This is a genomic window from Caulobacter sp. 05L422 (assembly GCF_056397765.1).
Genome location: NZ_JBFTOB010000016.1, coordinates 12,776 through 37,035, shown reverse-complemented (window position 1 = coordinate 37,035; position 24,260 = coordinate 12,776). Strand labels below are relative to the sequence as shown.

General features: G+C 69.4%; 28 protein-coding genes. 10 read left to right on the top strand and 18 right to left on the bottom strand.

The genetic code is table 11. The annotated features are described in order from the left end of the window. Positions 1-28: 28 nt before the first annotated feature. The 3 genes from ahcY to AC1DMQ_RS16015 form a co-directional block, all read right to left on the bottom strand. Complete coding sequence (ahcY, locus tag AC1DMQ_RS16025) at positions 29-1,420, bottom strand: adenosylhomocysteinase (protein ID WP_477034545.1); 1,392 nt, start codon at positions 1,418-1,420, stop codon at positions 29-31. A 100-nt stretch (positions 1,421-1,520) separates the two neighbouring features. Continuing rightward, positions 1,521-2,543: a DUF1176 domain-containing protein gene (locus tag AC1DMQ_RS16020; RefSeq protein ID WP_477034544.1), complete on the bottom strand. Its 1,023-nt coding sequence runs from the start codon at positions 2,541-2,543 to the stop codon at positions 1,521-1,523. A gap of 25 nt (positions 2,544-2,568) precedes the next feature. Next, complete coding sequence (locus tag AC1DMQ_RS16015) at positions 2,569-4,107, bottom strand: CYTH and CHAD domain-containing protein (RefSeq protein WP_477034543.1); 1,539 nt, start codon at positions 4,105-4,107, stop codon at positions 2,569-2,571. 109 nt (positions 4,108-4,216) lie between these two features. Here AC1DMQ_RS16015 and bioB point away from each other — a divergent pair, with 109 nt between their 5' ends. After that, positions 4,217-5,227 (top strand): biotin synthase BioB, encoded by a 1,011-nt coding sequence (gene bioB / locus AC1DMQ_RS16010; protein WP_477034542.1) that lies wholly within the window; start codon positions 4,217-4,219, stop codon positions 5,225-5,227. Between the two features lie 7 nt (positions 5,228-5,234). Here the strand turns inward: bioB and AC1DMQ_RS16005 are convergent, their stop codons facing one another. After that, positions 5,235-6,170 carry a LysR substrate-binding domain-containing protein gene (locus AC1DMQ_RS16005; protein ID WP_477034541.1) on the bottom strand — a complete coding sequence of 312 codons (936 nt, stop codon included), beginning with the start codon at positions 6,168-6,170 and terminating at the stop codon, positions 5,235-5,237. Positions 6,171-6,277: 107 nt separating this feature from the next. On the opposite strand from AC1DMQ_RS16005, the gene AC1DMQ_RS16000 reads away from it, so the two are divergent. Continuing rightward, positions 6,278-6,562, top strand: a complete 285-nt coding sequence (locus AC1DMQ_RS16000; RefSeq protein ID WP_477034540.1) for a DUF4242 domain-containing protein — start codon at positions 6,278-6,280, stop codon at positions 6,560-6,562. Between the two features lie 66 nt (positions 6,563-6,628). Then, positions 6,629-7,540 (top strand): diiron oxygenase, encoded by a 912-nt coding sequence (locus AC1DMQ_RS15995; RefSeq protein WP_477034539.1) that lies wholly within the window; start codon positions 6,629-6,631, stop codon positions 7,538-7,540. A gap of 16 nt (positions 7,541-7,556) precedes the next feature. Here AC1DMQ_RS15995 and AC1DMQ_RS15990 read toward each other — a convergent pair whose 3' ends face one another. The 5 genes from AC1DMQ_RS15990 to AC1DMQ_RS15970 all read right to left on the bottom strand — a co-directional run bounded on the left by AC1DMQ_RS15990 (position 7,557) and on the right by AC1DMQ_RS15970 (position 11,167). Then, positions 7,557-7,835 (bottom strand): HPr family phosphocarrier protein, encoded by a 279-nt coding sequence (locus tag AC1DMQ_RS15990; RefSeq protein WP_165190933.1) that lies wholly within the window; start codon positions 7,833-7,835, stop codon positions 7,557-7,559. After that, on the bottom strand, positions 7,832-8,239 hold the full coding sequence (locus AC1DMQ_RS15985) for a PTS sugar transporter subunit IIA (RefSeq protein WP_029909326.1): 408 nt from the start codon (positions 8,237-8,239) through the stop codon (positions 7,832-7,834). The genes AC1DMQ_RS15990 and AC1DMQ_RS15985 overlap by 4 nt, the downstream gene beginning before the upstream one ends. Before the next feature lie 75 nt (positions 8,240-8,314). Beyond that, positions 8,315-8,749: an HPr kinase/phosphorylase gene (locus tag AC1DMQ_RS15980; protein WP_477034538.1), complete on the bottom strand. Its 435-nt coding sequence runs from the start codon at positions 8,747-8,749 to the stop codon at positions 8,315-8,317. Further along, complete coding sequence (locus tag AC1DMQ_RS15975; RefSeq protein WP_477034537.1) at positions 8,746-10,416, bottom strand: sensor histidine kinase; 1,671 nt, start codon at positions 10,414-10,416, stop codon at positions 8,746-8,748. Before AC1DMQ_RS15975 ends, AC1DMQ_RS15980 begins: the two co-directional genes overlap by 4 nt. 43 nt (positions 10,417-10,459) lie before the next feature. Beyond that, positions 10,460-11,167, bottom strand: coding sequence for a response regulator transcription factor (locus AC1DMQ_RS15970; RefSeq protein WP_165190936.1), 708 nt, complete (start codon positions 11,165-11,167; stop codon positions 10,460-10,462). A 230-nt stretch (positions 11,168-11,397) separates the two neighbouring features. Between AC1DMQ_RS15970 and AC1DMQ_RS15965 the strand changes: the two genes are divergently transcribed. Further along, positions 11,398-13,119: a hypothetical protein gene (locus AC1DMQ_RS15965; protein ID WP_477034536.1), complete on the top strand. Its 1,722-nt coding sequence runs from the start codon at positions 11,398-11,400 to the stop codon at positions 13,117-13,119. Here AC1DMQ_RS15965 and AC1DMQ_RS15960 read toward each other — a convergent pair. The 3 genes from AC1DMQ_RS15960 to pseB are packed head-to-tail and all read right to left on the bottom strand — an operon-like array spanning position 13,116 to position 15,529. Beyond that, positions 13,116-13,328, bottom strand: a complete 213-nt coding sequence (locus AC1DMQ_RS15960; protein ID WP_477034535.1) for a hypothetical protein — start codon at positions 13,326-13,328, stop codon at positions 13,116-13,118. The genes AC1DMQ_RS15965 and AC1DMQ_RS15960 overlap by 4 nt on opposite strands. Beyond that, positions 13,329-14,495 carry a UDP-4-amino-4,6-dideoxy-N-acetyl-beta-L-altrosamine transaminase gene (pseC, locus tag AC1DMQ_RS15955; protein WP_477034534.1) on the bottom strand — a complete coding sequence of 389 codons (1,167 nt, stop codon included), beginning with the start codon at positions 14,493-14,495 and terminating at the stop codon, positions 13,329-13,331. Beyond that, positions 14,495-15,529, bottom strand: coding sequence for a UDP-N-acetylglucosamine 4,6-dehydratase (inverting) (gene pseB / locus AC1DMQ_RS15950; RefSeq protein WP_477034533.1), 1,035 nt, complete (start codon positions 15,527-15,529; stop codon positions 14,495-14,497). Before pseB ends, pseC begins: the two co-directional genes overlap by 1 nt. Before the next feature lie 128 nt (positions 15,530-15,657). Here pseB and AC1DMQ_RS15945 point away from each other — a divergent pair, with 128 nt between their 5' ends. Then, positions 15,658-16,065 carry a hypothetical protein gene (locus AC1DMQ_RS15945; protein ID WP_477034532.1) on the top strand — a complete coding sequence of 136 codons (408 nt, stop codon included), beginning with the start codon at positions 15,658-15,660 and terminating at the stop codon, positions 16,063-16,065. A gap of 16 nt (positions 16,066-16,081) precedes the next feature. On the opposite strand, the gene tadA is transcribed toward AC1DMQ_RS15945, so the two are convergent. The 3 genes from tadA to AC1DMQ_RS15930 are packed head-to-tail and all read right to left on the bottom strand — an operon-like array spanning position 16,082 to position 17,494. Beyond that, a complete protein-coding gene (tadA, locus tag AC1DMQ_RS15940) occupies positions 16,082-16,561 on the bottom strand; it encodes a tRNA adenosine(34) deaminase TadA (RefSeq protein WP_477034644.1) in 480 nt (159 codons plus the stop codon). After that, positions 16,558-16,995: a type II toxin-antitoxin system VapC family toxin gene (locus AC1DMQ_RS15935; protein ID WP_477034531.1), complete on the bottom strand. Its 438-nt coding sequence runs from the start codon at positions 16,993-16,995 to the stop codon at positions 16,558-16,560. Before AC1DMQ_RS15935 ends, tadA begins: the two co-directional genes overlap by 4 nt. After that, entirely contained in the window at positions 16,973-17,494 is a 522-nt protein-coding gene (locus tag AC1DMQ_RS15930) for a DUF7662 domain-containing protein (protein ID WP_477034530.1), read from the bottom strand. Before AC1DMQ_RS15930 ends, AC1DMQ_RS15935 begins: the two co-directional genes overlap by 23 nt. A 133-nt stretch (positions 17,495-17,627) precedes the next feature. On the opposite strand from AC1DMQ_RS15930, the gene AC1DMQ_RS15925 reads away from it, so the two are divergent. After that, on the top strand, positions 17,628-19,118 hold the full coding sequence (locus AC1DMQ_RS15925) for a pseudouridine synthase (protein WP_477034529.1): 1,491 nt from the start codon (positions 17,628-17,630) through the stop codon (positions 19,116-19,118). A gap of 8 nt (positions 19,119-19,126) precedes the next feature. Here AC1DMQ_RS15925 and AC1DMQ_RS15920 read toward each other — a convergent pair whose 3' ends face one another. Next, positions 19,127-19,789 carry a CDP-alcohol phosphatidyltransferase family protein gene (locus tag AC1DMQ_RS15920; protein WP_477034528.1) on the bottom strand — a complete coding sequence of 221 codons (663 nt, stop codon included), beginning with the start codon at positions 19,787-19,789 and terminating at the stop codon, positions 19,127-19,129. A 71-nt stretch (positions 19,790-19,860) separates the two neighbouring features. Between AC1DMQ_RS15920 and AC1DMQ_RS15915 the strand changes: the two genes are divergently transcribed. Both AC1DMQ_RS15915 and AC1DMQ_RS15910 read left to right on the top strand, forming a co-directional pair. Then, positions 19,861-20,835, top strand: a complete 975-nt coding sequence (locus AC1DMQ_RS15915; protein ID WP_477034527.1) for a phosphatidate cytidylyltransferase — start codon at positions 19,861-19,863, stop codon at positions 20,833-20,835. Between the two features lie 2 nt (positions 20,836-20,837). Further along, entirely contained in the window at positions 20,838-21,476 is a 639-nt protein-coding gene (locus tag AC1DMQ_RS15910; RefSeq protein ID WP_477034526.1) for a lysophospholipid acyltransferase family protein, read from the top strand. A 4-nt stretch (positions 21,477-21,480) separates the two neighbouring features. On the opposite strand, the gene AC1DMQ_RS15905 is transcribed toward AC1DMQ_RS15910, so the two are convergent. Next, positions 21,481-22,443 (bottom strand): lysostaphin resistance A-like protein, encoded by a 963-nt coding sequence (locus tag AC1DMQ_RS15905; RefSeq protein WP_477034525.1) that lies wholly within the window; start codon positions 22,441-22,443, stop codon positions 21,481-21,483. 141 nt (positions 22,444-22,584) lie between these two features. Here AC1DMQ_RS15905 and AC1DMQ_RS15900 point away from each other — a divergent pair, with 141 nt between their 5' ends. Both AC1DMQ_RS15900 and rsmD read left to right on the top strand, forming a co-directional pair. Further along, the gene (locus tag AC1DMQ_RS15900; RefSeq protein ID WP_477034524.1) at positions 22,585-23,229 is read left to right on the top strand and encodes a TMEM175 family protein; all 645 of its coding nucleotides are present in this window, start codon (positions 22,585-22,587) and stop codon (positions 23,227-23,229) included. 2 nt (positions 23,230-23,231) lie between these two features. Then, a complete protein-coding gene (rsmD, locus tag AC1DMQ_RS15895; protein WP_477034523.1) occupies positions 23,232-23,795 on the top strand; it encodes a 16S rRNA (guanine(966)-N(2))-methyltransferase RsmD in 564 nt (187 codons plus the stop codon). Here the strand turns inward: rsmD and AC1DMQ_RS15890 are convergent, their stop codons facing one another. Continuing rightward, the gene (locus AC1DMQ_RS15890) at positions 23,796-24,071 is read right to left on the bottom strand and encodes a YjhX family toxin (RefSeq protein ID WP_477034522.1); all 276 of its coding nucleotides are present in this window, start codon (positions 24,069-24,071) and stop codon (positions 23,796-23,798) included. Positions 24,072-24,260 lie beyond the last annotated feature (189 nt).

The following is a 24,260-nucleotide window of genomic DNA, read 5'->3' as shown; positions in this document are numbered from 1 at the left end:
GCCCTTCCGGCTTGGCTTGGAGCCAGGCCTAGTAGCGGTAGTGGTCCGGCTTGAACGGGCCCTTTTCCGGTACGCCGATGTAGTCGGCCTGGTCCTTGCGCAGGGTCGACAGCTTGGCGCCCAGCTTCTCCAGGTGGAGCAGGGCGACCTTTTCGTCCAGGTGCTTGGGCAGGGTGTAGACGTCGTTCTTGTAGGCCGTCTTGTTGGTCCACAGTTCGATCTGGGCCAGCGTCTGGTTGGTGAACGAAGCCGACATCACGAAGCTCGGGTGGCCGGTGGCGTTGCCCAGGTTCACCAGGCGGCCTTCCGACAGCAGGATGATCTTCTTGCCGTCCGGGAACTCGATGTGGTGGACCTGCGGCTTGATCTCGTCCCACTTGAAGTTCTTCAGGCCGGCGACCTGAATTTCCGAGTCGAAGTGGCCGATGTTGCAGACGATGGCGTTGTTGCGCATCTGCCGCATGTGATCGACGGTGATGACGTCCTTGTTGCCCGTGGCGGTGACGAAGATGTCGGCGCGGCCGGCGCAGTCGTCCAGGGTCTGGACTTCATAGCCTTCCATCGCCGCCTGCAGGGCGCAGATCGGATCGATTTCGGTGACGATCACGCGGGCGCCGCCCTGACGCAGCGAAGCCGCCGAGCCCTTGCCCACGTCGCCGTAGCCGCAGACCACCGCGACCTTGCCCGAGAGCATGACGTCGGTGCCGCGACGGATGGCGTCGACCAGCGATTCCCGGCAGCCGTACAGGTTGTCGAACTTGCTCTTGGTGACGCTGTCGTTGACGTTGATGGCGGGGAACGGCAGTTCGCCCTTCTGAGCCATCTGGTACAGGCGGTGCACGCCCGTGGTGGTTTCTTCCGACACGCCGCCGATGGCGTCGCGGATCGCCGAGTAGAAGCCCGGCTTTTCGGCCAGGTAGCGCTTCATCACGGTGTAGAGCGCTTCTTCTTCCTCGTTGGTCGGGTTGTTGAGGATCGAGGGATCCTTCTCGGCCTTCGGACCCAGCACGCAGAGCAGGGTCGCGTCGCCGCCGTCGTCGAGGATCAGGTTCGGATAGCCGCCGTCCGACCATTCGAAGATCTTGTGGGCGTATTCCCAGTACTCGACCAGGTTCTCGCCCTTGAAGGCGAACACCGGGACGCCGGCGGCGGCGATGGCGGCCGCGGCGTGGTCCTGGGTCGAGAAGATGTTGCACGAGGCCCAGCGGACGTCGGCGCCCAGAGCGGTGAGGGTCTCGATCAGAACGGCGGTCTGGATGGTCATGTGCAGGCTGCCGGCGATGCGGGCGCCCTTCAGGACCTGGGCCGGGCCGTATTCGGCGCGGGTGGCCATCAGACCGGGCATTTCGGTCTCGGCGATGGCGATTTCCTTGCGGCCGTAATCGGCGAGCGAGATGTCCTTGACGATGTAGTCGGCCACGGTCGGGCTCCTGCGGTCGGGGGATGGTCTTGCGCGGTCTATACCGCGCCCCGCCAGTTCTCGCAATTAAGGCATAAGGATTTCTTTATATGCCGCCCCGCTACCGGACCTCGGCGCGGAACACGATCGGCCAATCGCCGCCATAACCCCGGCAGACCGGCATGGTCGCCGCCTGGGACAGGGCGAAGACCTCGCCGGTCCACACCCACTCGCTCGAGCCGCCGCAATCGCCGACCCCGCGCCCCTTGTCGTAGGACGACAGGATGCGGGTCTTGGGATCGTAGCCGGCATTGGTGGCAAGGCCGTCGTCGACGCCTTCCAGCGGCGCCAGGCTGGCGCGGCCAGCCTTGTCGACCACCACGAACAGGCCGCTGAAATTATAGGCCCCGCCGCCGCAGGGCATTCGCCAGAGCACCTTGTCGGCCGACAGCCGCCAGGCTTCGGGTTCGCCCTCGGAGCCCGGCTCGACATCGCATTCGGCCTTGCCGACCAGCGCCTTGGTCGCCGCCGGCGGCCTGGTCGGCAGGCCGGTCTGGGCGACCGCCGGAGCGGCGTGCAGGAGCGGCGCGGGCGGCGGCGGGGGGACGCTGGAGGCCGGCGCCGCGCCCTTGGCGACCATGGCCGTCACCGTGCCGACCCGCTTCTGCTGGTCGTCGGCGTAGCGCAGGGCCGCGACCATGCCGGCCAGGGACACCTGCCCCAGGTCCTTGTCGCCGGACCGGATCGACAGAAGCGTCCCGTTGCGGGCCGCGCCCAGCAGCGGTCCCACCTGGGCGTCGTCGAGCACGACCGTGAAGTCCGCGCTGTCGCGCGAAGTCACCGTCTTGCCCGTCATCACGACCCGTCCGTCGACGGCCAGGGTCGGGGTCTTGCCCTCGAAGCCGGTCTCGCCCAGCAGGTCGATCTCGACCTTGGCCGGCGCGCCCGCCCCGCCCGCTCGGCTCAGGCGCAGCACCGCGGGCAGTTCGCTGTCGTCAGCCGAGAAGCCGGCGACCTGGCAGTTTCGCAGGTTGTCGCAGACCACCGTCCAGTCCTTGAAGCTGCTCACGCCGTCGGCTCCGGCCACGCCGGGCACGAGGGCGAGGACGGCCGCCAAGGTCAGGATCGAGATCTCGACTTTCATGCGGCGCTTCCGGAATGAGGGGCGGTCACCAGAACCGCTTGGCTTCGGCGAAGGTGACGTAGGCGCCCTGGGCCTCGGCCAACAGCTCGGCCTCGCGCTCGGCTCGGCCCGCCGTCAGGCGACCGGCGGCGAAGGCGGCCTGGGGGTCCTCGCAGGACAGCGCCACCTCACGGGCCAGGGCCTCGCGGGCGGCCAGGTCGTTGAGCACGCCCAGGACGTCCTGCAGATCCTTGGTCGCCTCGACGAAGCGGGCCAGGCGCTTGGGATGGTCGGGGAACAACCCGCCTAGGTCCTCGACCGCGTAGCGCAGCTTCTTGCCGCGAATGCGCAGGTGGTGACGGTTCTCGGGGCCGAGGGCGGCCAGGTCGCGGCCGTCGTTGCGGATGCGGCGGCGGCGCTTGTCCAACGCCTTGGCGGCGAAGTCGGCGGCGGGCTTGTCGCGGCGCTTCTCGAGAGCCTTGTCGGTGGTCCAGGCCCCGGCCTCCAGCCAGGCGGCGGCGTCGATGGCCAGGGCGCGGAAGCGAGCGCTGTCCACGGCCGCGTCGGCCTTGGCGTAGGCGTCGGTCTGGGCCGACAGCAGCGCCTTGCCGAACGCCGCCAGGGCCTGCGCCTCCTCCTGGGCCGCCGCGTCGGGCTGGTCCTGCGCGGCCGGATCCCCCGCAGCCTGGCTTTCGGCGGCCGGCCGCCAGACGTCGGCGATGAACACGTCCAGGTTCCGCGCCTCGCCCAGTTCGTCGGCCAGCCATTTCAGCTCGGCCTTGACGTGAGCGGCGTCCGGAGCGCCGGCCAGGGCCTTGAAGGTCGACAGCAGGGCCCGGAACCGTCGCGCCGCCACCCGCAGCTTGTGCACCCGTTCGGGACCGGGGCGGGCGTGCAGGGCTTCGGCGGCGGCGCACAGGCGGCACAGGGCCGTCCGGCCGAGCGCCTGCAACGCCTCTCCGGTCGTCGCGCCGGGATCCAGCGGCGCGTCGGGGCGGGGTCCGTCCGTTTCGTTGAGCGCCAGGGCGTAGCCACGCTCGGCCTTGCTGACCAGCGACAGCCGCAGCGGCGCGTGGGCGGCCAGGTCGCGCGCCAGGTCGAACAGCACGCTCGGCGCGCCGGTCTTCAGTTCCAGCTCGAGCTCGCTGACCGCCGCGCGGCGGTCGTCGGCCAGCAGTTCGCCCTGGTCGAGGGCCGCCTCGATGGTCGCGCCGTCGCGTTCGATCAGCCGGGTCACGCGCTTGACGTTGGTGGTGAACACCGCAACCAGAGTGTCGCCGTTGATTGCCTTGGCGGCCGGGGTCTTGGCCAGCAGGTCGCGGTCGGGCTCGGCTCCCTCCACGGCGCTCTCCCATTCGCCGCGGGCGAACACCCCGCCCGACGAGGCCGACTTCAGGGTCTGCTTGCGGCCGTTCTCGCCGTCGCGGATGCGCAGACCGAAGCCCGCCTTGCGCAGGGCGTGGTCGATGGTGTCGAAATAGGTGGCGTCGAGCTGCCGAACCGCTTCCCGCCCCTCGAGCCGGGCCAGGACCGCGTTCGAAGCCTCTGGTGCGATCAGGAACTTCAGCTCGATTTCGTGATCCATGCGCACCTTATAACCTCGCGAACCGACTTTGGCTGCATCGGGCTATTACCAGCCTTCGCACGCGGGACGTGCTTGCCAATCGAAGTGACCGAGTCCAAACCTGCGCGCCATGAGCCAGATCAACGCCGCCCAGCCCCGTCACGATTGGACCCTCGACCAGGTCCAGGCCCTGTTCGACCAGCCGTTCATGGAGCTGATGTTCCAGGCCGCGACCGTGCACCGGGCATGGTTCGATCCGTCGGAAGTGCAGCTGTCGCAGCTGCTGTCGGTCAAGACCGGCGGCTGCGCCGAGAACTGCGGCTATTGCAGCCAGTCGGCCCACTTCAAGACCGGCCTGAAGGCCGAGAAGCTGATGGACGCCGAGGTCGTGATCGCCAAGGCCCGCGAGGCGCGCGACGGCGGAGCCCAACGCTTCTGCATGGGCGCGGCCTGGCGCGAGCTGAAGGACCGCGACCTGCCCAAGCTGGCGGCGATGATCGGCGGCGTGAAGGCGCTGGGCCTGGAGACCTGCGCGACCCTGGGCATGCTGACGCCGCAGCAGGCCAAGGAGCTCAAGGACGCCGGCCTGGACTACTACAACCACAACCTCGACACCGGCCCCGAGTACTATGGCGACGTGGTCTCGACCCGCACCTACCAGGAGCGCCTCGACACCCTGGCCTATGTGCGCGACGCGGGCATGAGCACCTGCTGCGGCGGCATCGTCGGCATGGGCGAGACCCGCCGCGACCGCGCCAGCCTGCTGCACCAGCTGGCCACCCTGCCGGCCCACCCCGACAGCCTGCCGATCAACGGCCTGGTGCCGGTCAGCGGCACGCCGCTGGGCGACAAGGTGCTGAAGGAAGGCCAGATCGACTCGATCGAGTTCGTCCGCACGGTCGCCGTGGCCCGCATCGTCTGCCCCAAATCGATGGTCCGCCTGTCGGCCGGCCGCGACGAGATGAACCGCGAGCTGCAGGCCCTGTGCTTCCTGGCCGGCGCCAACTCGATCTTCGTCGGCGGCAAGCTGCTGACCACGCCCCTGCCCGGCCAGGACGAGGACAGCGCGCTGTTCCGGGACCTGGACCTGCGTCCGATGGGCGTGAAGACCGTCGCGCTGGAAAGCGTGGCGGCGGAGTAGCCGTCCGCTAGAGCCGGCTGTCGACGATCGCGGCCAGCCTGTCGGCGGTGAGCCGCGCCTCCTCGAGCAGCCAGGCGCGGAAGCGCTCGACGTGTCTCTGACCCGCGAGGTCCGACCTGAAACGGGCCACGAAACCGTGCTCGCTCCAGCGTCCGGTCTCGATCGGGAACGGCAGGGCGACGACGCCGGCGTCCAGTTGCTCGGTGATCAGGGCCAGGCCGCAAAGGGTCACCCCCGCATTGGCCGCCACCGCGTCGAGGGCCGAGCCGATGCGCTGGAAGCGCATCCCGCGCTCCGGAAAGGCCCGTGAAACGCCGTTGGCCGCGACCCAGTCCGGCCAGGAAAGACCGGCCGGATCGTCCTTGTAGAAGTCCAGGTGCAGGATCGGGAAGCCCTCGAGCCGGGTCTTCAGGTCGATATGCGCGGTGCGGGCGACGTTTTCGGGCGAGGCCACCGGAACCACGTAGTCCCGGAACAGCAGCCGCCGCGTGGGATCCTCGCCGGCGCTTGCGAAGCTGATCTCGCAGTCGACCCGCCCCAGCCGTCGCGGCGCGTCGCCCTCGCCGTTGACGGTGAAAAGGATGTTGGGATGCAGGGCCCGGAAGCGCTCGAGGCGGGGCTTGAGCCAGAGCTCCGCGACGTCGGACGCCGCGGCGATGTGCAGTTCACGGCCGCGCTGCAGCTCCAGTTCCTCGGCCGCCGCCTCCAGCGCCTGGAACGCTTCGCGCAAACGCGGCAAGGCCGAGCTCAGGGCCGGGGTCGCGCTGACGCCCGCGCGTCCTCGGACCAGCAGCTCGACGCCCAGATAGTCCTCCAGCGCCTTCACCCTCTGGCCCACCGCGGCGGGGGTGACGCCCAGATCGACGGCGGCCCCGACGAAGGAGCCGTGGCGCACGGCCAGCTCCAACGCCTGCAGGGATCGGAGATAAGGGGGCGCCGGCATGCCGTATCATAAGCAAAACCTTTAGCCAGCGCCACAAGGTTTGGATTGTGCCCGGCGCGCGACGGCGCGATGCTGTGGTCATTCCAAGGGTGATGCGGGGCGGCGCCATGGGCCATCTCAAGCGTTACCTGGTCGAACGCGAAATCCCCGGGATCGGCGGCATGTCGATCATCGAGCTCTGTGGGGCTGCTCGCGCCTCGAACCAGGCGATCGAAAAGATAGGCCGGAACATCCAGTGGCAGCACAGCTATGTCGCTGGTGATCGGACCTTCTGCATCTATCTCGCGGACGGCGAGGACGTGATCCACGCCCATGCCGAGCTGAGCGGCTTTCCGGTGACCTCGATCACCGAGATCCCGCAGATCATCGACCCGACCACCGCCAACAACTAGCCGGCGGCGAGCTCACCGTCGCGGCATGCGCCCGAGGGGGCGCCTCGCCGCGCGAGGAGACGACCCATGATCCAGGACCTGAACTACGAGCGCCTGCTCGAAACCTCCAAGCGCGTGAACTGGCGCATCGAGGACATCATCGGCCTCGACAAGCCGATGGACTTTTCCAAGCCGTTCATGCCGGAGACCTTCGCCCGCACGGCGGCGCTCGACTTCCTGAGCCCGGCCGAACGCCTGAAGCTCAACCAGATCCGCGGCTTCGTCTATCTGGCGATGTTCGAGCTGGTGGAGCGCTGCATCCTGCCGCTGATCGAGGACCTGGCCCCGTCCAAGCCGGGCCAGGATCCGCACCGGACGCCGGCCCTGACCCAGTTCGCGGTCGAGGAGGCCAAGCATATCGAGCTGTTCGTCCGTTTCCGGCAGGCGTTCGAGGACGGTTTCGACACGCCCTGCGGCTTCATCGGGCCGGCCGATGCGATCGGCGCGGCGGTCCGCGACCATAGCCGCCTTGGGCTGGCGCTGTTCGTCCTCGGCATCGAATGGGCGACCCAGCGCCACTATGTCGAAAGCGTCCAGGACGACCAGGATCTCGACCCGCAGTTCAAGAGCCTGCTCAAGCACCACTGGATCGAGGAGTCCCAGCACGCCAAGCTGGACGCCCTGGTCTTCCTCGAACTGGCCGCCCGGGCCACACCGGAACAGGTCGACAAGGCGGTCGACGACTTCCTGGACATCGGCGCCTTCATCGACGGCGGCCTGGCCCAGCAGGTCGAGCTGGACCGCTCGGCGCTGGAGGCCGCCACGGGCCGTTCGCTGTCGGACGCCGAGAAGAAGACCTTCGGCGAGGTCCAGCACCAGGCGATGCGCTGGACCTTCATCGGCTCGGCGCTGCGCAACGAAGGGTTCCTGAAGACCGTCGGCGAGGTCAGCCCGGCCGCCCGCGCCCGTCTGGAGAGCGTCGCGCCAATCTTCTGCTGAGCCCCTCTGCTGAGCCCTACCGCTCCTCGTCGAAGCGGTTGGACACCAGCTCGGTGAGGGCCTCGACGGCCGCGTCGGCCTCGGGGCCCTCGGCCTCGATGTCGATGGTCGAGCCGATGCCGGCGGCCAGCATCATCAGGCCCATGATCGAGCGGGCGTCGACGCTGGTCCCGTCGCGGGCGACCGTGACCTCGGCGTCGAAACCCGAGGCCAGCTTGACGAACTTGGCCGAGGCGCGGGCGTGCAGGCCCCGCTCGTTGACGATCTCGACCGTGCGCGCCGCCATGCGACTCACTTTTCCCCAGCGAGCACGTAGGAGGCCACGGAGATATATTTGCGTCCAGCCTCTTGGGCGTGGGCGACGCAGGCCTGCAGGTTTTCGCGCTGGCGCACGCTGGCCAGCTTGATCAGCATCGGCAGGTTCAGACCGGCGATCACCTCGGCCTTGGTCTGCTCCATCACCGAGATGGCCAGATTCGACGGCGTGCCGCCGAACATGTCGGTCAGCAGAATCACGCCGTCGCCGTCCTGGTCGACAGCGGCGCACGCCTTCAGAATGTCCGACCGGCGACGCTCCATGTCGTCTTCCGGGCCGATGCAGATGGCCTTCACCGCGCTCTGCGGTCCGACCACATGCTCCATGGCGGAGACGAACTCCTCCGCCAGCCGCCCGTGCGTGACTATCACGAGCCCGATCATGCCTGATCTCTCAAACGGGATCCCCATAACCCGTGGCGGCCAGGGAGGGCCGCGCGGGCCGCCTTGATACGCTTGTTAGTCGGGGACTCCAAGATGCTCAAACATCCGTCGGATTTTCCCCGGCGCGGCGGGTTCCAGAGGCCACAGGTGCAGAACCCGCGTGGAAACGCCTTCGACGGCCTCGAACGCGGGATCGGGCAGCCGCTCGACCGCCTGCGGCCGATCCACGCAGCGCACCAGAAGATCGATCCGGCAGAACGGCCGATAGGGCTGGGGCAGCACGCCCAGGCCTCGCGCCTCGATCAGTCCGGCCAGGGCGTCGGGCGCGCGGCCATAGAGCTTGCCGCCGGAAGCGAACACCAGGGTGCGGTCGTCGGCGACCAGCACGAAGCCCTGGTCCAGGGCCCGCAGCGCCAGGTCGCTCTTGCCGACGCCCGATGGGCCTTCGATCAGCGCGCCGCGCCATTCGCCGGCGATCCGGCGGGCGATCAGCCCCGCATGGCGGATCATTCGCGCGAACCCCCGTCGCGCGAGCCGCCGTGATGGTGGGCGTTGTGGGCGCCGGCCTCGGGCAGGTCGACCCGGAACCGCGCGCCGATCACCTTGCCCTCGGCGGTCTTGCGGTTCTCGGCCCGCATGGTCCCGCCGTGCGCCTCGACGATCTGGCGGGCGATCGACAGGCCCAGGCCCGAATTGCCGCCGAACGCCTTGCCCTTCGGCCGCGAGGTGTAGAACCGCTCGAAGATGGTCTCGAGGTTGTCGGGCGGAATGCCGGGACCGTCGTCGTCGACCGTGACGATCAAGCGGTTGTGATGATCGCGCAGTCCCGGATCGCGCTTCAGCGTCACCCGCACCTCGCCGTCGGCGGCGCTGAACGAGCGGGCGTTGTCGATCAGGTTGCGGAACACCTGGCCCATCGGGGTCTCGCGCGCCACGATCCGGGCGTGCTGCGGGGCGGCCTTGGCGTCGAAGGTCACCCGCACGCTGCCCGGCGCCTCGCCCGGACGCAGCTGCGCCTCGTACAGATGGATCACCTCGGCTAGCAGCAGGTTCAGCTCGAAGGCCCGCGGCGCCTCGCGCGACAGCTCCGCGTCCAGCCTGGAGGCGTTGGAGATGTCGGTGACCAGCCGGTCCAGGCGGGTGACGTCCTGCTGCAGTATGCCCAGCAGCCGGGCCCGGGCCGCCGGGTCGGTGACCAGGTCCAGGGTCTCGATCGCCGAGCGGATCGAGGTCAGGGGGTTCTTGATCTCGTGGGCGACGTCGGCGGCGAAGCGCTCGATGGCGTCCATCCGCTCCGACATCGAGTCGGTCATCTCCTCCAGGGCCCGCGACAGGTCGCCCAGCTCGTCCTTGCGGTCGGAGATGTCGGGCAGCGAGATGGCCCGGGCCCCGTCCAGCCGCACGCGGTCGGCGGCGCTGGCCATGCGCAGCACCGGCTGGGCGATCAGGCGGTTGAGCAGGAACGACGAGATCAGGGTGGTGGCGATGGCGATCAGGGCGAAGGGCAGCAGGGCCTTGCGCTCGGCGGCGATGATCTGGTCGATGTCGCCGGCTTCCAGGGTCAGCACGCCCAAGACGGCGCGCACGTGCTGGATCGGGATCGACACCGACACCACGCGCTCGCCCATCTCGTCGATGCGGGTGCCGGCCACCGGCTCGCCCAGCTTGGCCTGGGCGATCTCCGCGGCCAGGGCGGCCCGCGCCGCGCGCGCCACCTCCGGCTTGGCGTCGGTGTCCTGGGCGGGCAGGCCGAACGCCGGCTGGCCGGGCTTGCGGGCCGGCGGCAGGACCTTGGACTCCACCCGGTCGGCGACCACGTAGGAATCGGCCAGCTGGTTGCCCTGGGCGTCGAACAGCCGCGCGCGCTGCGAGCGCGGGATGAACAGGCTCTGCAGGATGTCGCTGGCCTGGTCGGGCACCAGGCGCGGTTCCGGATCGCCGACGGTCGCGGCCAGGTCGATCACGTTGGCGATCAGCTCGCCCTGGGTGGTCAGGCTGTCGATGCGGGTGTTGATCAGGCCGCTGCGCAGCTCGTTCAGCACCAGCGCCCCGCCCAGCAGCACGGCCAAGGCCAGCAGGTTGAGCCCGATGATCAGCCGGCCCAGGCGCGAACCCCTGGGCCAGGCGAGTTTAGGGGGCCAGGCAAGCTTGGGCCAAGCCGGTCTGGGCCAGGTCATCCGCCGTTTCGGCTTGGCTGCGGCCTCCGATCCCACGGCGGGATCAGGATTCGCGATAGCGGTAGCCGACGCCGTACAGGGTCTCGATGGAATCGAATTCCGGATCGACCTGGCGGAACTTCTTGCGCATCCGCTTGATGTGGCTGTCGATGGTGCGGTCGTCGACATAGACCTGATCGTCGTAGGCGGCGTCCATCAGGTTGTCGCGGCTCTTCACGAAGCCCGGGCGCTGGGCCAGCGACTGCAGCAGCAGGAACTCGGTGACCGTCAGGCGCACCGGCCGGCCGTCCCACAGGCTGTCGTGACGCGCGGAGTCCAGCGTCAGCTTGCCGCGCTTCATGATCTTGGAATTGGCCGCGCCCGGCGCGACGCCGGGCTCGTCCTCTTCGGGACGGGCCCGGCGCAGCACGGCCTTGACCCGCTCCAGCAGCAGGCGCTGGCTGAACGGCTTGTGGATGTAGTCGTCGGCCCCGAGGTTGAAGCCGAGGATCTCGTCGATCTCGTCGTCCTTGGAGGTCAGCATGATCACCGGGATTTCGGTGGTCTGGCGCAGGCGGCGCAGCACTTCCATGCCGTCCATGCGCGGCATCTTGACGTCCAGGATCACCAGGTCGGGCGCCTGGCTCTCGACCGCGTCGAGCCCCGACGCGCCGTCGTAATAAGCCTTCACCACGTGGCCATGGCTTTCCAGCGCCAGCGAAACCGAGGCGACGATGTTCTCGTCATCGTCGATAAGAGTAATATCGGCCATCGAGCCCTATGGGTCCTTTCGCGGATTTCCTGCCGATACTATCGATCGGCGTCGCCCGCTACAACGCGCGGAGCGGCTAAGCTTTCCCGGTCTTTTGCGGCCCCAGCGTGGCGCGATTACGGCGCGTACGTCCCGAAGGGGCCTGGCGGGCCGCGCACAAGGCGTTTCGGGCGGCAACCTCACCTTAAGGTCTTGTATCCCATAACGGAGTCTCGGGGAGCCTTTTGCTGATGAGCGACCAAGTCCATTACGAGCTGTTCGTGCGCCGCAAGGTCGGCGCGCAGTGGACGCTCGACATGGCGACCGAGATCCGGACCCACGCCCTGCAGACCGCCGAGGAGGCGCTGGAGCAGGGCCGGGCCGTCGCCGTGCGCGTCAGCAAGGAAACCCTCGACCCCGACACCCGCGAATACAAGTCGATCTCGATCTTCACCAAGGGCCAGGTCGACGGCGGCAAGCCCAAGAAGGTGCAGGAGGACCTGGAACCGCTCTGCGTCCAGCCGTCCGACCTCTACACCGCCCACGCGCGCGACCGCATCGGCCGGCTGCTGGAAGGCTTCCTGGAGCGTCACCACGCCACGCCGTTCGAGCTGCTGCACCGTCCCGACCTGGTCGAGAAGCTGGAAGCCTCCGGCACCGACCTGCAGCACGCCCTGCAGAAGATCGCCATTCCCGAGGCCGAAGCCCGGGGCATGTCGGTCCACGAACTGATCCGCACCTTCCAGGGCCTGGTCGAACGCACCGTCGCCAACCTGATGAAGGCGTTCAAGAAGGGCGACCTGCCCGACCTGGACAAGGAAGGCTTCGCCCGCGCCGCCGAGCGGCTGGCCATCGATCCCGACCGCGCCTTCCTGCTGGGGGCCGGCGTCGCCGCCTCGATCGCGCCCGGCAAGAACTGGTCCGAGAAGCTGGCCCGCCTGCTCGACCTGGCCGACGCCGCGCCCACCGATCCCAAGGCCCGCGCCGCCGCGCTGGCCGCCATCGAGACGCCCCTGGCCGAGATCATCGGCTCCAAGGCCGGCATGGCCGACCTGCTGGGCAGCAACAAGGAGGGCGGCGAAGCCGACCTCGGCACCACCCTGGCGGCCATGACCCGCCTGGCGGGCGGCGCCCAGGTCGAAGGCCTGATCCGCGTCGAGGCCGGGGTGCGCAACTGCATGCCCGAGCTGAACGGCACGGCCAAGCGCCTGTGCGAATGGCTCAGCGGCGAGGAATTTCCCGCCGTGCGCATGTCGATCGCCCAGCGGGTGCTCAAGGAGCTGAACGGCGTGCGTCGCCTCAAGCCCGCCGACGCCGAGGCCGAGATCGAGTTCCTGCGCGCCCTGGCCATGAGCCTGACGGCCGCCGCGGGCCGCATCCTGCCGCCGGAAGACATCACCAGCGCCTTCACCACCCGCTCCAAGACCCTGCTGAACGGCGAGTTCATCGAAGCCCTGCTCGGCCGCGACCGCTCGTCGCGCGAGGAGGTGCAGATGCTGATCCGCCTGGCCGAGAACGTCATGGGCGCGGTCAACAAGCGCACCGCCGCCCGCTGGCTGTCGGCCAACGTCCTGGCCCTGCGCTTCGAACGCGAACTGCGCCAGGGACCCGACTCGGCGGCCGCCAAGCTGGCCGCCCTGGCCGGCCTGCAACGCGCCCTGGTCCGTTCGGGCCTGGTGGTCGAGGACTACGAACCGCTGTGCGCCCGGCTGGGCGAGGTCGGCGGCATGATCGAGGTCGACGCCCGCCTGGTCACCATGCTGGTCCGCGCGCCCGCGCCCCTGGCTCAGAAGATGTCGGTGCTGATCAAGCTGGCCATGGGCGAGGCCGGACCCACGGGCCCCGTCGCCGACAAGGCCAAGGTCGAGGTCATGAAACTGGCCCGCGCCCCCGAAGCCCGCGAGGAACTGGCGGCTTCTCCGGAGACGATGGACCTGCTCAAGGGCATGGTTCAGCAGAAGGCGGCGGCCTAGGCCACTGAGGCGCGGGTGACCGAGCCGTCCTCGGCCTTGGTCGCCAGAAGCCTCGGCTTTCGCTCCTGACGCCAGAGTTCAACCGGAACACGTTCAGTGTCGAGCGCCGCCAGCGCGTGGATCGCCGCGTCGTCATCGGCGTAGGTCAGGACGCCCAAACCGTCGATCGTCCGCTCCGGGAAGTGATACCGGTGGCGGTACTTGGGCATCTAGCACCCCAGCGCCGCCGCCAGCGCCTCGACCACCCGATCGACATCGCCGTCTTCCATCGTCGGATACAGCGGCAGGGTCAGGCAGCGGGCGTACCAGGCATCGGCGCCGGGCAGGTCCAGGGCGCCGTAGCGGGCCTGGTAGTAGGGCTGGGTGTGCACCGGGATGTAGTGGACCTGGCTGCCGACGCCTTGCGCCTTTAGCGCCTCGACCACCGCGCGGCGGGTGGTTCCGGCGGCTTCGAAATCGATCAGCACGGTCAGCAGGTGCAGGGCCGGGTCTGACCAGGCGGGGCTCTCGGCCAAGCGCACGGTCGGGGCCAGGGCGGCCAGCTTTTCGGCGTAGAGCGCGGCCAGGGTCCGGCGACGGGCGACGAAGCGGTCGAGCTTGGACAGCTGCGAGATCCCCAGGGCGCAGAGCACGTCGGGGATGCGGTAGTTGAAGCCCAGCTCCGGCATCTCGTAGACCCAAGGCTCGGCGCCGGCCGGGCGGACCATGCCGTGGCCGCGCAGACTGCGGGCGCGCGCCGCCAGGGCGGCGTCGTTGGTGGTCAGCATGCCGCCTTCGCCCGTGGCAAGGGTCTTGACCGGGTGGAACGAGAAGCTGGCGAAGGCCGAATAGGCGCCGTCGCCGACGGGATGGGCGACGCCATCGAAGGTGGCGACCGAGCCCAGGGCGTGGGGCGCGTCCTCGACCAGCGCCGCGCCGGCTCCGGCCGCCAGTTCGCGCAGCACCGGCAGGTCGCAGACGTCGCCGCGCAGATGCACTGGCAGGACGGCCTTCACCCGGCGACCAGGCGCGCGGGTCAGAGCTTCTGCCAGGGTTTCGGGCGTCATCAGGCCGCTGTCGGGATCGACGTCGGCGAACACCACCTCGGCCCCCACGTAGCGGGCGCAGTTGGCCGTCGCCAGGAAGGTGACCGAGGGCGCGATGCAGACGTCGCCCTCGCCGACGCCCAGAGCCAGCATCGCCAGGTGCAGGGTGGCGGTGCCGTTGGCCACGGCGATGGCGTGCTCGGCCCCGACCTTGGCCTTGAAGGCGCTCTCGAAGGCCTCGACGGTCGGCCCCGTCGTCAGGAAATCGGCGCGCAGGGCCGCCGCCACCGCCGCCACGTCGTCGTCCTCGATGGTCTGACGGCCGTACGGCAGGAACAGCGGGTTGCTCATCAGGCCTTCTCGGCCAGCATGGCGTTCAGGCCGTCCTCGCTGAGCCAGTCGTCGTTGTTGTCGCTGCTGTAGCTGAAGCCCTCGGCCACGTCCTTGGCCTTCGCCTCGCCCCGGAACGGCTTGCGCGGATACTCCACGAAGGTCGGCTCGATCACGTAGCGGTCGTCCAGTTCGACGGTCGCGCGGGCGTCGTCGGCGCTGATCATCATCTCGTGCAGCTTCTCGCCCGGGCGGATGCCGACGATCTTCATGCCGACGTCCGGCGACATGGCCTTGACCAGGTCGGGCATGGTCATCGACGGGATCTTGGGCACGAAGATCTCGCCGCCGCGCATGATCTCCAGCGACGACAGCACGAACTCCACGCCTTCGTTCAGCGTGATCCAGAAGCGGGTCATCCGCGCGTCGGTGACCGGCAGCTCGGTCGCGCCCTGGCTCAGCAGGCGCTTGTAGAGCGGCACCACGCTGCCGCGCGAGCCCACGACGTTGCCGTAGCGGACCACCGCGAAGCGCGTGCCGATGTCGCCCGACAGGTTGTTGGCGGCCACGAAGGTCTTGTCCGAGGCCAGCTTGGTCGCGCCGTACAGGTTGATCGGGTTGCAAGCCTTGTCGGTCGACAGGGCCACCACCTGCTTGACGTGGTTGTTGAGGCTGGCCCAGACCACGTTCTCGGCGCCCATGATGTTAGTGTGGATGCATTCCGAGGGGTTGTACTCGGCGGCCGGCACCTGCTTCAGCGCCGCGGCGTGGATGACGATGTCGACGCCGCGCAGGGCCAGGGTCAGGCGCTCACGGTCGCGCACGTCACCCAGGAAGAAGCGCATCTTTCCGTAGGTCGCCTCGTCGAACTGCTCGCGCAGCTCCAGCTGCATGTCGCTCTGCTTCAATTCGTCGCGGGAATAGACGATCACCTTCCGCGGGTCCGAACGTCGCAGGACGGTTTCGATGAAGCGACGGCCAAACGAACCGGTGCCGCCGGTCACCAGGATGACCTTGCCGTCCAGATCGAGCTTTTTCGGTGAAAAGCGCCCCAATTTCAGTCTCCTACGTCCCCGCCGCGAACTGCACGTGATCCGCCGCGCGCGGGACGATTCATGGTTAACGCCCCTTTGTGCCCGTCAGACGTAAAGAGGACGTCAACCACGTCGTGTCACAAGGCCTCATGCGTCGCGCTCTCGCCCTCTCCGTCCTGTCGCTGCTGGCCGCCGCCAGCCTGGCCGCCCCGCCCGCCTTCGCCGGCCACGGCAAGGAGGAGAAGAAGGCGCCCGTGACCTATTTCGCCCTGCAGCCGCTGACGGCGACCACGATCCGCCGCGACGGCCGCCGGGGGGTCATGACCCTGGAGGCCGGGGTGCAGGCGCTGGATCCGGCCCTGATGGAGCGCGCCCAGCAGTCGGAGCCCCGCCTGCGCGCCGCCTTCGCCCAGGTGCTGATGACCTACACCGCCGGCATGCCGCGCGGTTCGGCGCCGGACCTGAACTATCTGGGGGGCAAGATGCAGGAAGCCGCCGACAAGGTGCTGGGCCGCAAGGGCTCCAAGGTGCTGCTCGGCTCGGCGATGGTGAACTAGCCCTCGGGCGTTTGGGCTACTTTTTCCGCCGCTCGCGGAAGAACCCCCGCAGCAGGTCGGCGCTCTCCTGGGCCATCACTCCGCCCGTGACTTCCGGTCGCCAATGACAGGTGGGCTGGGCGAAGAACTTCGGGCCGTGCATCACCGCCCCGCCCTTGGGATCCTCGGCGCCGAACACCACCCGCCCGATCCGCGCATGGCTGATCGCCCCCGCACACATGGCGCAGGGCTCCAGCGTCACCACCAGGGTCAGGTCGGTCAGCCGGTAGTTCCCTAGCTTGGCGGCGGCGATCCGCATGGCGGCGATCTCGGCGTGGGCCGTCGGGTCATGGGCGCCGATCGGCCCGTTGCCGGCCCGGGCGATCACCTCGCCGGTCGCCGGATCGAGGATCACCGCCCCGACCGGCGTCTCGCCCGCCTCGGCGGCGGCGCGAGCCTCGTCCAGGGCCAGGGCCATGGCGGCTTCGTCGGTGAGCGGGGCGGCGGCGATGATCAGGACTCCGGGATCAATAGGCGGACATGGTTGGCCATGCCGATGTCGATGGCCCTTCTAACAAGCTTTGCATCCGCCGTGACCAGCGGCGCCCCACGTTGTCGAGCCAAGGCCAGATAGACGGAGTCGTAGGCGGAGAACCCATGGTCCGTCGCCAGATCGTAGGCGGGTCCGGCCAACTCGCTCAACGGCGCGACCTCGTCGATCAACTGAGGAAGCTGCTCGACCGCTTCACGCGCGACCCACTTCGAGACTATGCCGCGCCTGACGAACCTGGCGGCGACGGAGACAAACTCGGCAAAGATCAGATCCGGCGCGATCCTCCGCGCGCCGGATCGCACTGACGCCGGCGCCGTCGTGGAACGTGGTCCTGGAAGAAGCCAATCGGTCGCCACCGAAGCGTCCAGGACGACCTCATCGCGCATCGCGGTCTTCACGGATCAAATCGACAGCGTCCACGGTGGATGGCGGCGAAGCCTTCTGGAACCAATCGACCATCGCCGCCAGCCGATCATTGGCCAACTGGTCGAGCAGAGCGATGCAGGCGCTGGTCCGGTCGCCGCCGTGAGCCTTCACATGTCCATCAAGCATCCGCACGGCGCGCTCGCCGAGCGCGTCCAGCGGAAAGGCCACGACGGACGGCTCGTCTCGCAGGAACGGCGTGCGCTCCTCGGCGACGCCCCTGGCGGGGCCGCCCGCCTTGATGAAACCGACCTCCCGCGCCTCGCGATCGAGCGCGACCGTCTTCCAACCGGCGTCCAGCCAGGCTGCGGCATGCGAATGCCCAGCGCGCGTGTTCGACCACCAAGCCGGGTGGTCGTAGGCCGAGCGCGGCAGGTCAAACCCCAGGATCCGCTCGATCTCCGCGAAGCCGAGGCGCACTTCGCCGTGCTGGAACATGCCGTCGAGATGACGCTTCAGCGGCTCGTACTTCATCGCGCGCTCCATGGTATGACATACTTAGTATATACTATTTCTGAATGGCGTCCACCTTGATCCCCGCCCAGTTCGGTGCGCATTAGAAAACCGCCCATCGTGAGATGCGCCCAGCCCTTGAAGGACCGACGCCGTGACCGACAAATACCAGCCCCACCTGCATGACAACGCCATTCCGGGTCAAGACGACGACGGAGACGGCGCGCGGGTCGCCAAGATGCTGGCCCGGGCCGGCGTGGCCTCGCGGCGGGCGGTCGAGCGGCTGATCGAGGACGGCCGGGTCGCCCTGAACGGCGAAGTCCTGACCACCCCCGCCATCAAGGTCCGCCCCGACGACATCCTGACCGTCGACGGCAAGATGATCGACGCGCCCGAGGCGACGCGGGTCTTCCGCTATCACAAGCCCACCGGGCTGATGACCACCCACAACGATCCCAAGCAGCGCCCGACGGTGTTCTCGGCCCTGCCGCGCGACCTGCCGCGCCTGATCTCGGTCGGACGTCTGGACCTCAACTCCGAGGGCCTGCTGCTGCTGACCAACGACGGCGCCCTGTCGCGCGCGTTGGAAATGCCGAACAACGCCTGGGTCCGCCGCTACCGCGCCCGCGCCTTCGGCGACACCACCCAGGCCAAGCTGGATCGGCTGAAGGACGGCTGCACGGTCGAGGGGGTCCGCTACGGCCCGATCGAGGCGCGCCTGGACAAGGCCCAGGAAAAGGCCGGCGGCGGCAAGAACATCTGGATCACCCTGTCGCTGAGCGAAGGCAAGAACCGCGAAGTGCGGCGGGTGCTGGAGTCCATCGGCCTGAAGGTCAACCGCCTGATCCGCCTGTCTTACGGCCCGTTCGCCCTGGGCACCCTGCTGCCGGGCCAGGTCGAGGAGGTCGGCCCCCGGGTGATCCGCGAGCTGCTGGAAGGCATCGTCGCCGAAGAGAACATGCCCAAGGGCGACAAGCCGCAGTTCATCGGCGTGGCCGACCCTCTGAAGGCGGTGGGCACCGCGGGCGGCGGCGACATGCAGCGGCGCGGCGTGCCGCGCACCAACAAGGCGGTCCAGACCTCGATCCTGATCCCCGACGAAAGGGTCGAGGAAGAGAAGTTCGTCCGCAAGCCAGGCTGGGCCAAGCCGAAGAAGAAGCCGGCGATCGCTGGCCGCGCGCCGGTCGCGCACGCCAAGAAGTCGATCGAGAGCAAGATGATCGGCCCCAAGCCGCTGACCTACCGCGACGCCGCCGCCAAGCGGATCCGCGACAGGGAGATGGCCGAGAAGAACGCGGCGGACAAGCGCGCGGCCCAGGGCAAGGATGCGCGGCCGGCCAAGACCGGCGGCCAGGAGTCGTCCAAACCCAAGCTCGGCGCGCTGCGGGCCAATGGCTACAAGCCTCTGGGCGACGGTCCGGCCAAGACCGGCGGAAAGCCCGGCGGCGCGCGTCCGGGCGGCAAGCCCAGCGCGGTCAAGGCGACCGGCGCGGGCAAGCCTGGCGAAGCCGGCAAGGTGTGGTCCAAGCCGGGGATGGCCAAGGCCGGCGCTCGACCGGACGGCCCCAAGGGTCCGCCGCGCGCGGGCGGCAAACCGAGCGGGCCGCGTCCGGGCGGGTCGGCCGCGCCGCGCGGTAAGCGCTAGCGACGCCGCTAACCGCGCAGCCCCCGCGCCAAGTTCCTGGTCCGCCTCACCACGGTGATCAGCGTTCCCGCCGCGATCACCAGCAGGCCGCACAGCAGCATCTGGCCGTGGCCGCGCCATAGCGGTTCGAACACCGAGATCAGGCAGAACGCGGTCAGAACGGCCATGCGCTGTGGCTTGGCCATCGGGCCGGAGAAGTCGGCGGGCTGTCCCAGCCCCCGGCCCAGTTCGCGGATGTAGGCCGTCAGCACCGCCAGCACCGCCGCGATCCAGCCGACCGCCGCGCCGCCGTCCAGGCCCGCCGTCTGGACGCCATAGCCGGCCCCGGCCAGCAGCAGGACGTCGGCGATCCGGTCGGGCAGCTCGTTCCAGATCGGCCCGGCGGTTCCGCCCCTTCCGTGCTCGACCGCCACCAGGCCGTCCAGCAGGTTGCACAGCAGCCGCGCCTGGATGGAGACCGCCGCCAGCACCAGGACCACCGCCCGCGCGAGCCAGCCTTCCAGCCCGCCGGCGGTCATCAGCAGCGATCCGCCCAGGGCGGCGAAGGCGACGCCGGCCGCCGACACGGCGTCGGGACTGACCTTGGCCTCGGCCAGGCGCTGGGCCATCCGCCGGGCAAAGGCGGCGTCGCGGACCTTCAACGGGCGGCGGTTGTCCAGGTCCTGGGTCATGTGCTCCTCCAAGTCGAGAACTAGGCTATAGCTAAACCGGTTCACCTCCAGGGGTGTTTGGCGGGAGCCGCATGGACATCGTCTCGACCGTTCGCGCCTTCTTCGCCGCCCAGCCGCCGGTCCTGCTGATCGGCCTGGCCGGGGTGACAGCCCTGCTGAGCGTGGCCGGGGCGATCGCCACGGTGCTGACGGCGCTCAAGCCGGGCGACGCCTATCGCGAGCTGCGCCAGCGGATCGCCAGCTGGTGGGTGATGGTGGCCCTGCTGGCCGGGGCCCTGCTGCTGGGCTGGCAGGCGACGGTGCTCGTCTTCGCCCTGATCTCGTTCATGGCCCTGCGCGAGTTCCTCTCCCTGGCTCCGATCCGCAAGGAGGATCGCCCCGCGATCCTGGCGGCCTATCTGATCCTGCTGGCCGCCTACGGCTTCATCGCCGCCGACCGCTACATGTTCTATCTGGTGTTCATCCCGGTCTGGACGTTCCTGGGCCTGCCGTTCCTGATGGCGATGCTGGGCCAGACGCGCGGCTTCCTCACGACCGCCGCCACCTTCCATTGGGGGCTGGTGACCTGCGTCTACAACCTGGGTTTCGCGGCCTTCCTGATGCGGACGCCGGACACCGACCGCCTGCCGGCCGGGGCGGCGGGACTGGTGTTCTTCCTGCTGCTGGTCACCGAGTTCAACGACGTGGCCCAGTACGTGTTCGGCAAGCTGCTGGGCCGTCACAAGATCGCGCCCACCGTCAGCCCCAACAAGACCTGGGAGGGCTTCCTGGGCGGCTGGCTGGCGACGGGCCTGCTGATCTGGTTCGCGGGACCGGTGTTCACGCCGCTGGCCGGCCACGGCCTGCTGGTCGTCGCCCTGGCCCTGCCCGTGGCGGGTTTCGCCGGCGACGTGACCATGAGCGCGGTCAAGCGCGACATCGGGGTCAAGGACACCTCGCACGCCATTCCCGGCCACGGCGGGGTGCTGGACCGCGCCGACAGCCTGACCTTCACCGCCCCGCTCTATTTCCACCTGCTGGCGCTGTTCGCGCTCCAGAAGTTCTGACCGTGGGCTGGCTGCGCTTCCTGCTGCTGGTGCTGGTGGCCCGGCCCATGGCCCTGTTCCTGACCGGGGCCGACGTCACCGGCCGCGAACGCCTGCCCCTGAAAGGGCCGGCCATCGTCGCGGCCAACCATTCCAGCCATGTCGACACCCTGCTGCTCCTGGCGATCTTCCCGTCGCGCGCCGTGGGCCGCGTGCGGCCGGTGGCGGCGGCCGACTACTTCCTGAAGGATCCGGTGATCGGCTGGTTCTCGCGCCACGTGATCGGCATCGTGCCGGTGGCGCGGCTGAAGGCCGGCGCTGGCGAGGACGTCCTGGCGCCGGCCCGCGCGGCCCTGGCGGCCGGCGAGATCGTGGTGGTCTTTCCCGAGGGCACGCGCGGCGACGGCGACGAGCTGGGCCAGCTGAAAAGCGGTGTCGCCCGCCTGGCCGAGGCCTTCCCGGAGGCGCCGGTGACGCCGGTCTGGATCCAGGGGGCCGGCCGGGTCCTGCCCAAGGGCGAGGCGATCCCCGCCCCGCTGAACTGCGCGGTGCTGGTCGGCGAGTCCTTGAGCTGGAACGGCGACCGGCACGCCTTCATGGCGCGGCTGCGCGCGGCGCTGCTGGCCCTGAAGGCCGAGGCGCCGCCCTTGCGCTGGTCGTGACGACCTAGTCGAAAACCGTCAGGGGATCCGCGCCGACCGGGATCCGCACCCACCGCCGCAGCGGCGACCACCGGGCGGCGAACTCGGCCAGGGCCACGTAGCCGGCCAGCATCAAGGGCGCGATCAGCAGGATTTCGGGCGGAAAGGCGTGCGGCCCCTCGGGCTTCAGAGTCATGGGCTGGATGAACAGCAGGATCATGATGTTGTTGGCCGCGTGGGCTCCGATGGCGAACTCGATCCCGCCCAGCCGCAGGGCCATCCAAGCCAGACCCACGCCCATGGCCAACCGCATCAGGAAGGCGTCGAGATTGGGATCGAAGTGGATGGCCGAGAACAGCAGACCGCTGAGCACCAGCACCACCCGCGGGTCGGGAAACCAGGCGCCGACCACCTTGATCAGCCAGCCCCGGAAGACAAGCTCCTCGGCGGCGGCGGCGATCACCAGCAGCGACACGACCATGACCGCGTAGATCAGCCGGCCGGCGAGGTCCGGGCTGACCGTCAGGATCGGCATGGCCGGCGCCTTGGCGTCCAGCGCCGCCGACGCCAGCAGCAAGGGTCCGATCGTCACCGCGAACAGACCCAGGCCCAGCAGCATCAGCCGCCAGCGGAACGGTGACGCGGCCGTGAAATAGGAGGCCAGCCGGCGGCGCTGCAGGAGCGCCGCGACGCTCACGAAGGCCAGGGCCATGCCGCCGTTCACCCAGGCCAGCAGGTTGAGGACGAAGGCGGTCTGCGTTAGGCCGGCCGGCGTTTCACCGCCGCCGATCATGGTCATCAGCCGCTCGGCCGCCTCGACCCCGCCGCCGCCGGCCGCGAAGGCCAGGAAGACCGCGATGCCGCAGATGATCGCCGCCAGCAAGGCCGCGATCGTGCCGATCGGCAGGGTCAGCAGGAGCGGGACGACGCGCCGGTCGTTCGGCGTCAGATCGTCCAGAAACGGCGACCGTCGAAGTTCCGCTAGCACCACTGTTTCCGATCCTGGCCCTGGATCATCGCTAGGCGTTCGCCGCGCGCGACGCAAGCCGCGCGACACGCGACTTGCCGCGATGGCCGGCGCGCGGCACACATCGGGGCAGAAACGGGGCAGGGCAAGAGCGGGGCGCGCATGACCGACATCACCGACAAGGAAGCACAACACCTTCATCGCCTGATCCTGTTCTCGGACGCGGTGTTCGCGATCGCCATCACCCTGCTGGCCATCGAGATCCATCCGCCCGAGGGCTGGCATGGCGACGTGGGGTCGTTTTTCCACCTGATGGCCAACAAGCTGATCGCCTACGCCGTCAGCTTCGCCGCGATCGGCGTGCTGTGGATCAGCCACCGCCGCACCTTTTCCCGCCTGCGGAAAGCCGACGGCGTGCTGGACGTGCTGAACTTCCTGATGCTGGGCCTGGTGGCGCTGCTGCCCCTGGGCACCGAGCTGCTGTGGGAAGCCAACAGCATGGGCGCGCTGGTCATCTATGTCGGCCTGGTGGCCGGCGTCGGGGTCGCCCAGGGCCTGGCCTGGGGCTATGCGGCCTTCATCGGCAAGCTGGCCGAGCCGATCGACCTGCCGACGCGGCTGTTCATCCTGGCGCGGGTCTCGCTGTTGCCGGGCCTGTTCTGCGGCCTGTCGTTCGTCAGCGTGCTGACCCATACGCCCTGGGGCTTCGTCGCCATCGGCGCGATCGCGGCGGGCCTGAGCGTCGTCGGCCGTCGCCTGCAGCCCAAGCCGGAGCCAGAGCCAGAGCCAGAGCCAGAGGCGGCCTGAGCATGCGCATCGTCTCGGGCCAGTATCGCGGCAAGGCCATCGTCACCCCGCCGGGCGACACCACCCGCCCCACGTCCGACCGGGCCCGGCAGGCCGTGTTCAACATCCTCGAGCATGCCGCTTGGGCGCCGGAGCTGCATGGGGCCCGCGTGATCGACGTGTTCGCCGGCTCGGGGGCCCTGGGCCTGGAGGCGATGTCGCGCGGGGCCGCCTTCTGCCTGTTCGTCGAGACCGACGACACGGCGCGCGGCGCGATCCGCGAGAACATGGAAGCCTTCGGCCTGTTCGGCCAGGCCCGGGTGCATCGGCGCGACGCCACCGATCCGGGCACGCGCCCCGGCAGCATCGGCGCGCCGTTCGACATCGCCTTCCTCGACCCGCCCTACGCCAGGGGCCTGGGCGAAAAGGCCCTGGACGCGCTGGTGGCCGGCGACTGGCTTGCCCCGGGCGCGATCGTGATGTTCGAGCGCGGCCGCGACGAGCCCGATCCAGCCCCGGCCGGGTTCGAGCGGCTCGACGCGCGCGACTACGGCGCCGCGCGCGTCTTCTTCTATCGACTCACCTAGCTACCAGCCCCGCGCCGTGACGCGGTTGTCCAGCTGGCTGCGCAAGTTCACCGCGCCAAGACGGGTGATCCGGTAGGGACCGCCGTCGGCGCTGGCGATGAAGCGGCGCCGCTTGAGGGTCTTGAAGACCCCCAGCGTGCAGTCGCTCAGGCGCCAGCCCTCGCCGGTGATGCAGTCGGCGTCGACGACGCGGCCGTTGTCGTCGCGCAGGAGTTCGATGCGGGCGCCCTGCGCCAGCGCGTGCAGCGTGCGTTGCTGCGGCTTGGAAATGTTCAAGGAAGTGGTCCGAGGATCGAGGCGTGAACACGCTCGCCGTCACGGGCGAGCGGACGGATCGGGGCCTGATCAGCTTACGAACGGAGGTTCGGAGCCTTAGGCCCGGGCCTCGAATACAATCTCGGACATGAACCACACTGGGTTTCGGATGCGCTGAGCCTAGCGCACCTCACGCCGGGCCGTCATCCT

Bases quoted from the DNA above. Each gene is read 5' to 3' on its own strand.
- AC1DMQ_RS15920 (WP_477034528.1), bottom strand. From the start codon at position 19,789: ATGACCCAGGACCTGGACAACCGCCGCCCGTTGAAGGTCCGCGACGCC.
- bioB (WP_477034542.1), top strand. From the start codon at position 4,217: ATGAGCCAGATCAACGCCGCCCAGCCCCGTCACGATTGGACCCTCGAC.
- AC1DMQ_RS16020 (WP_477034544.1), bottom strand. From the start codon at position 2,543: ATGAAAGTCGAGATCTCGATCCTGACCTTGGCGGCCGTCCTCGCCCTC.
- AC1DMQ_RS16005 (WP_477034541.1), bottom strand. From the start codon at position 6,170: ATGCCGGCGCCCCCTTATCTCCGATCCCTGCAGGCGTTGGAGCTGGCC.
- AC1DMQ_RS15965 (WP_477034536.1), top strand. From the start codon at position 11,398: ATGAGCGACCAAGTCCATTACGAGCTGTTCGTGCGCCGCAAGGTCGGC.
- AC1DMQ_RS15995 (WP_477034539.1), top strand. From the start codon at position 6,629: ATGATCCAGGACCTGAACTACGAGCGCCTGCTCGAAACCTCCAAGCGC.
- AC1DMQ_RS16015 (WP_477034543.1), bottom strand. From the start codon at position 4,107: ATGGATCACGAAATCGAGCTGAAGTTCCTGATCGCACCAGAGGCTTCG.
- AC1DMQ_RS15960 (WP_477034535.1), bottom strand. From the start codon at position 13,328: ATGCCCAAGTACCGCCACCGGTATCACTTCCCGGAGCGGACGATCGAC.
- AC1DMQ_RS16000 (WP_477034540.1), top strand. From the start codon at position 6,278: ATGGGCCATCTCAAGCGTTACCTGGTCGAACGCGAAATCCCCGGGATC.
- pseC (WP_477034534.1), bottom strand. From the start codon at position 14,495: ATGAGCAACCCGCTGTTCCTGCCGTACGGCCGTCAGACCATCGAGGAC.
- rsmD (WP_477034523.1), top strand. From the start codon at position 23,232: ATGCGCATCGTCTCGGGCCAGTATCGCGGCAAGGCCATCGTCACCCCG.
- AC1DMQ_RS15900 (WP_477034524.1), top strand. From the start codon at position 22,585: ATGACCGACATCACCGACAAGGAAGCACAACACCTTCATCGCCTGATC.
- AC1DMQ_RS15975 (WP_477034537.1), bottom strand. From the start codon at position 10,416: ATGACCTGGCCCAGACCGGCTTGGCCCAAGCTTGCCTGGCCCCCTAAA.
- AC1DMQ_RS15915 (WP_477034527.1), top strand. From the start codon at position 19,861: ATGGACATCGTCTCGACCGTTCGCGCCTTCTTCGCCGCCCAGCCGCCG.
- AC1DMQ_RS15970 (WP_165190936.1), bottom strand. From the start codon at position 11,167: ATGGCCGATATTACTCTTATCGACGATGACGAGAACATCGTCGCCTCG.
- AC1DMQ_RS15945 (WP_477034532.1), top strand. From the start codon at position 15,658: ATGCGTCGCGCTCTCGCCCTCTCCGTCCTGTCGCTGCTGGCCGCCGCC.
- AC1DMQ_RS15930 (WP_477034530.1), bottom strand. From the start codon at position 17,494: ATGAAGTACGAGCCGCTGAAGCGTCATCTCGACGGCATGTTCCAGCAC.
- AC1DMQ_RS15985 (WP_029909326.1), bottom strand. From the start codon at position 8,239: ATGATCGGGCTCGTGATAGTCACGCACGGGCGGCTGGCGGAGGAGTTC.
- AC1DMQ_RS15980 (WP_477034538.1), bottom strand. From the start codon at position 8,749: ATGATCCGCCATGCGGGGCTGATCGCCCGCCGGATCGCCGGCGAATGG.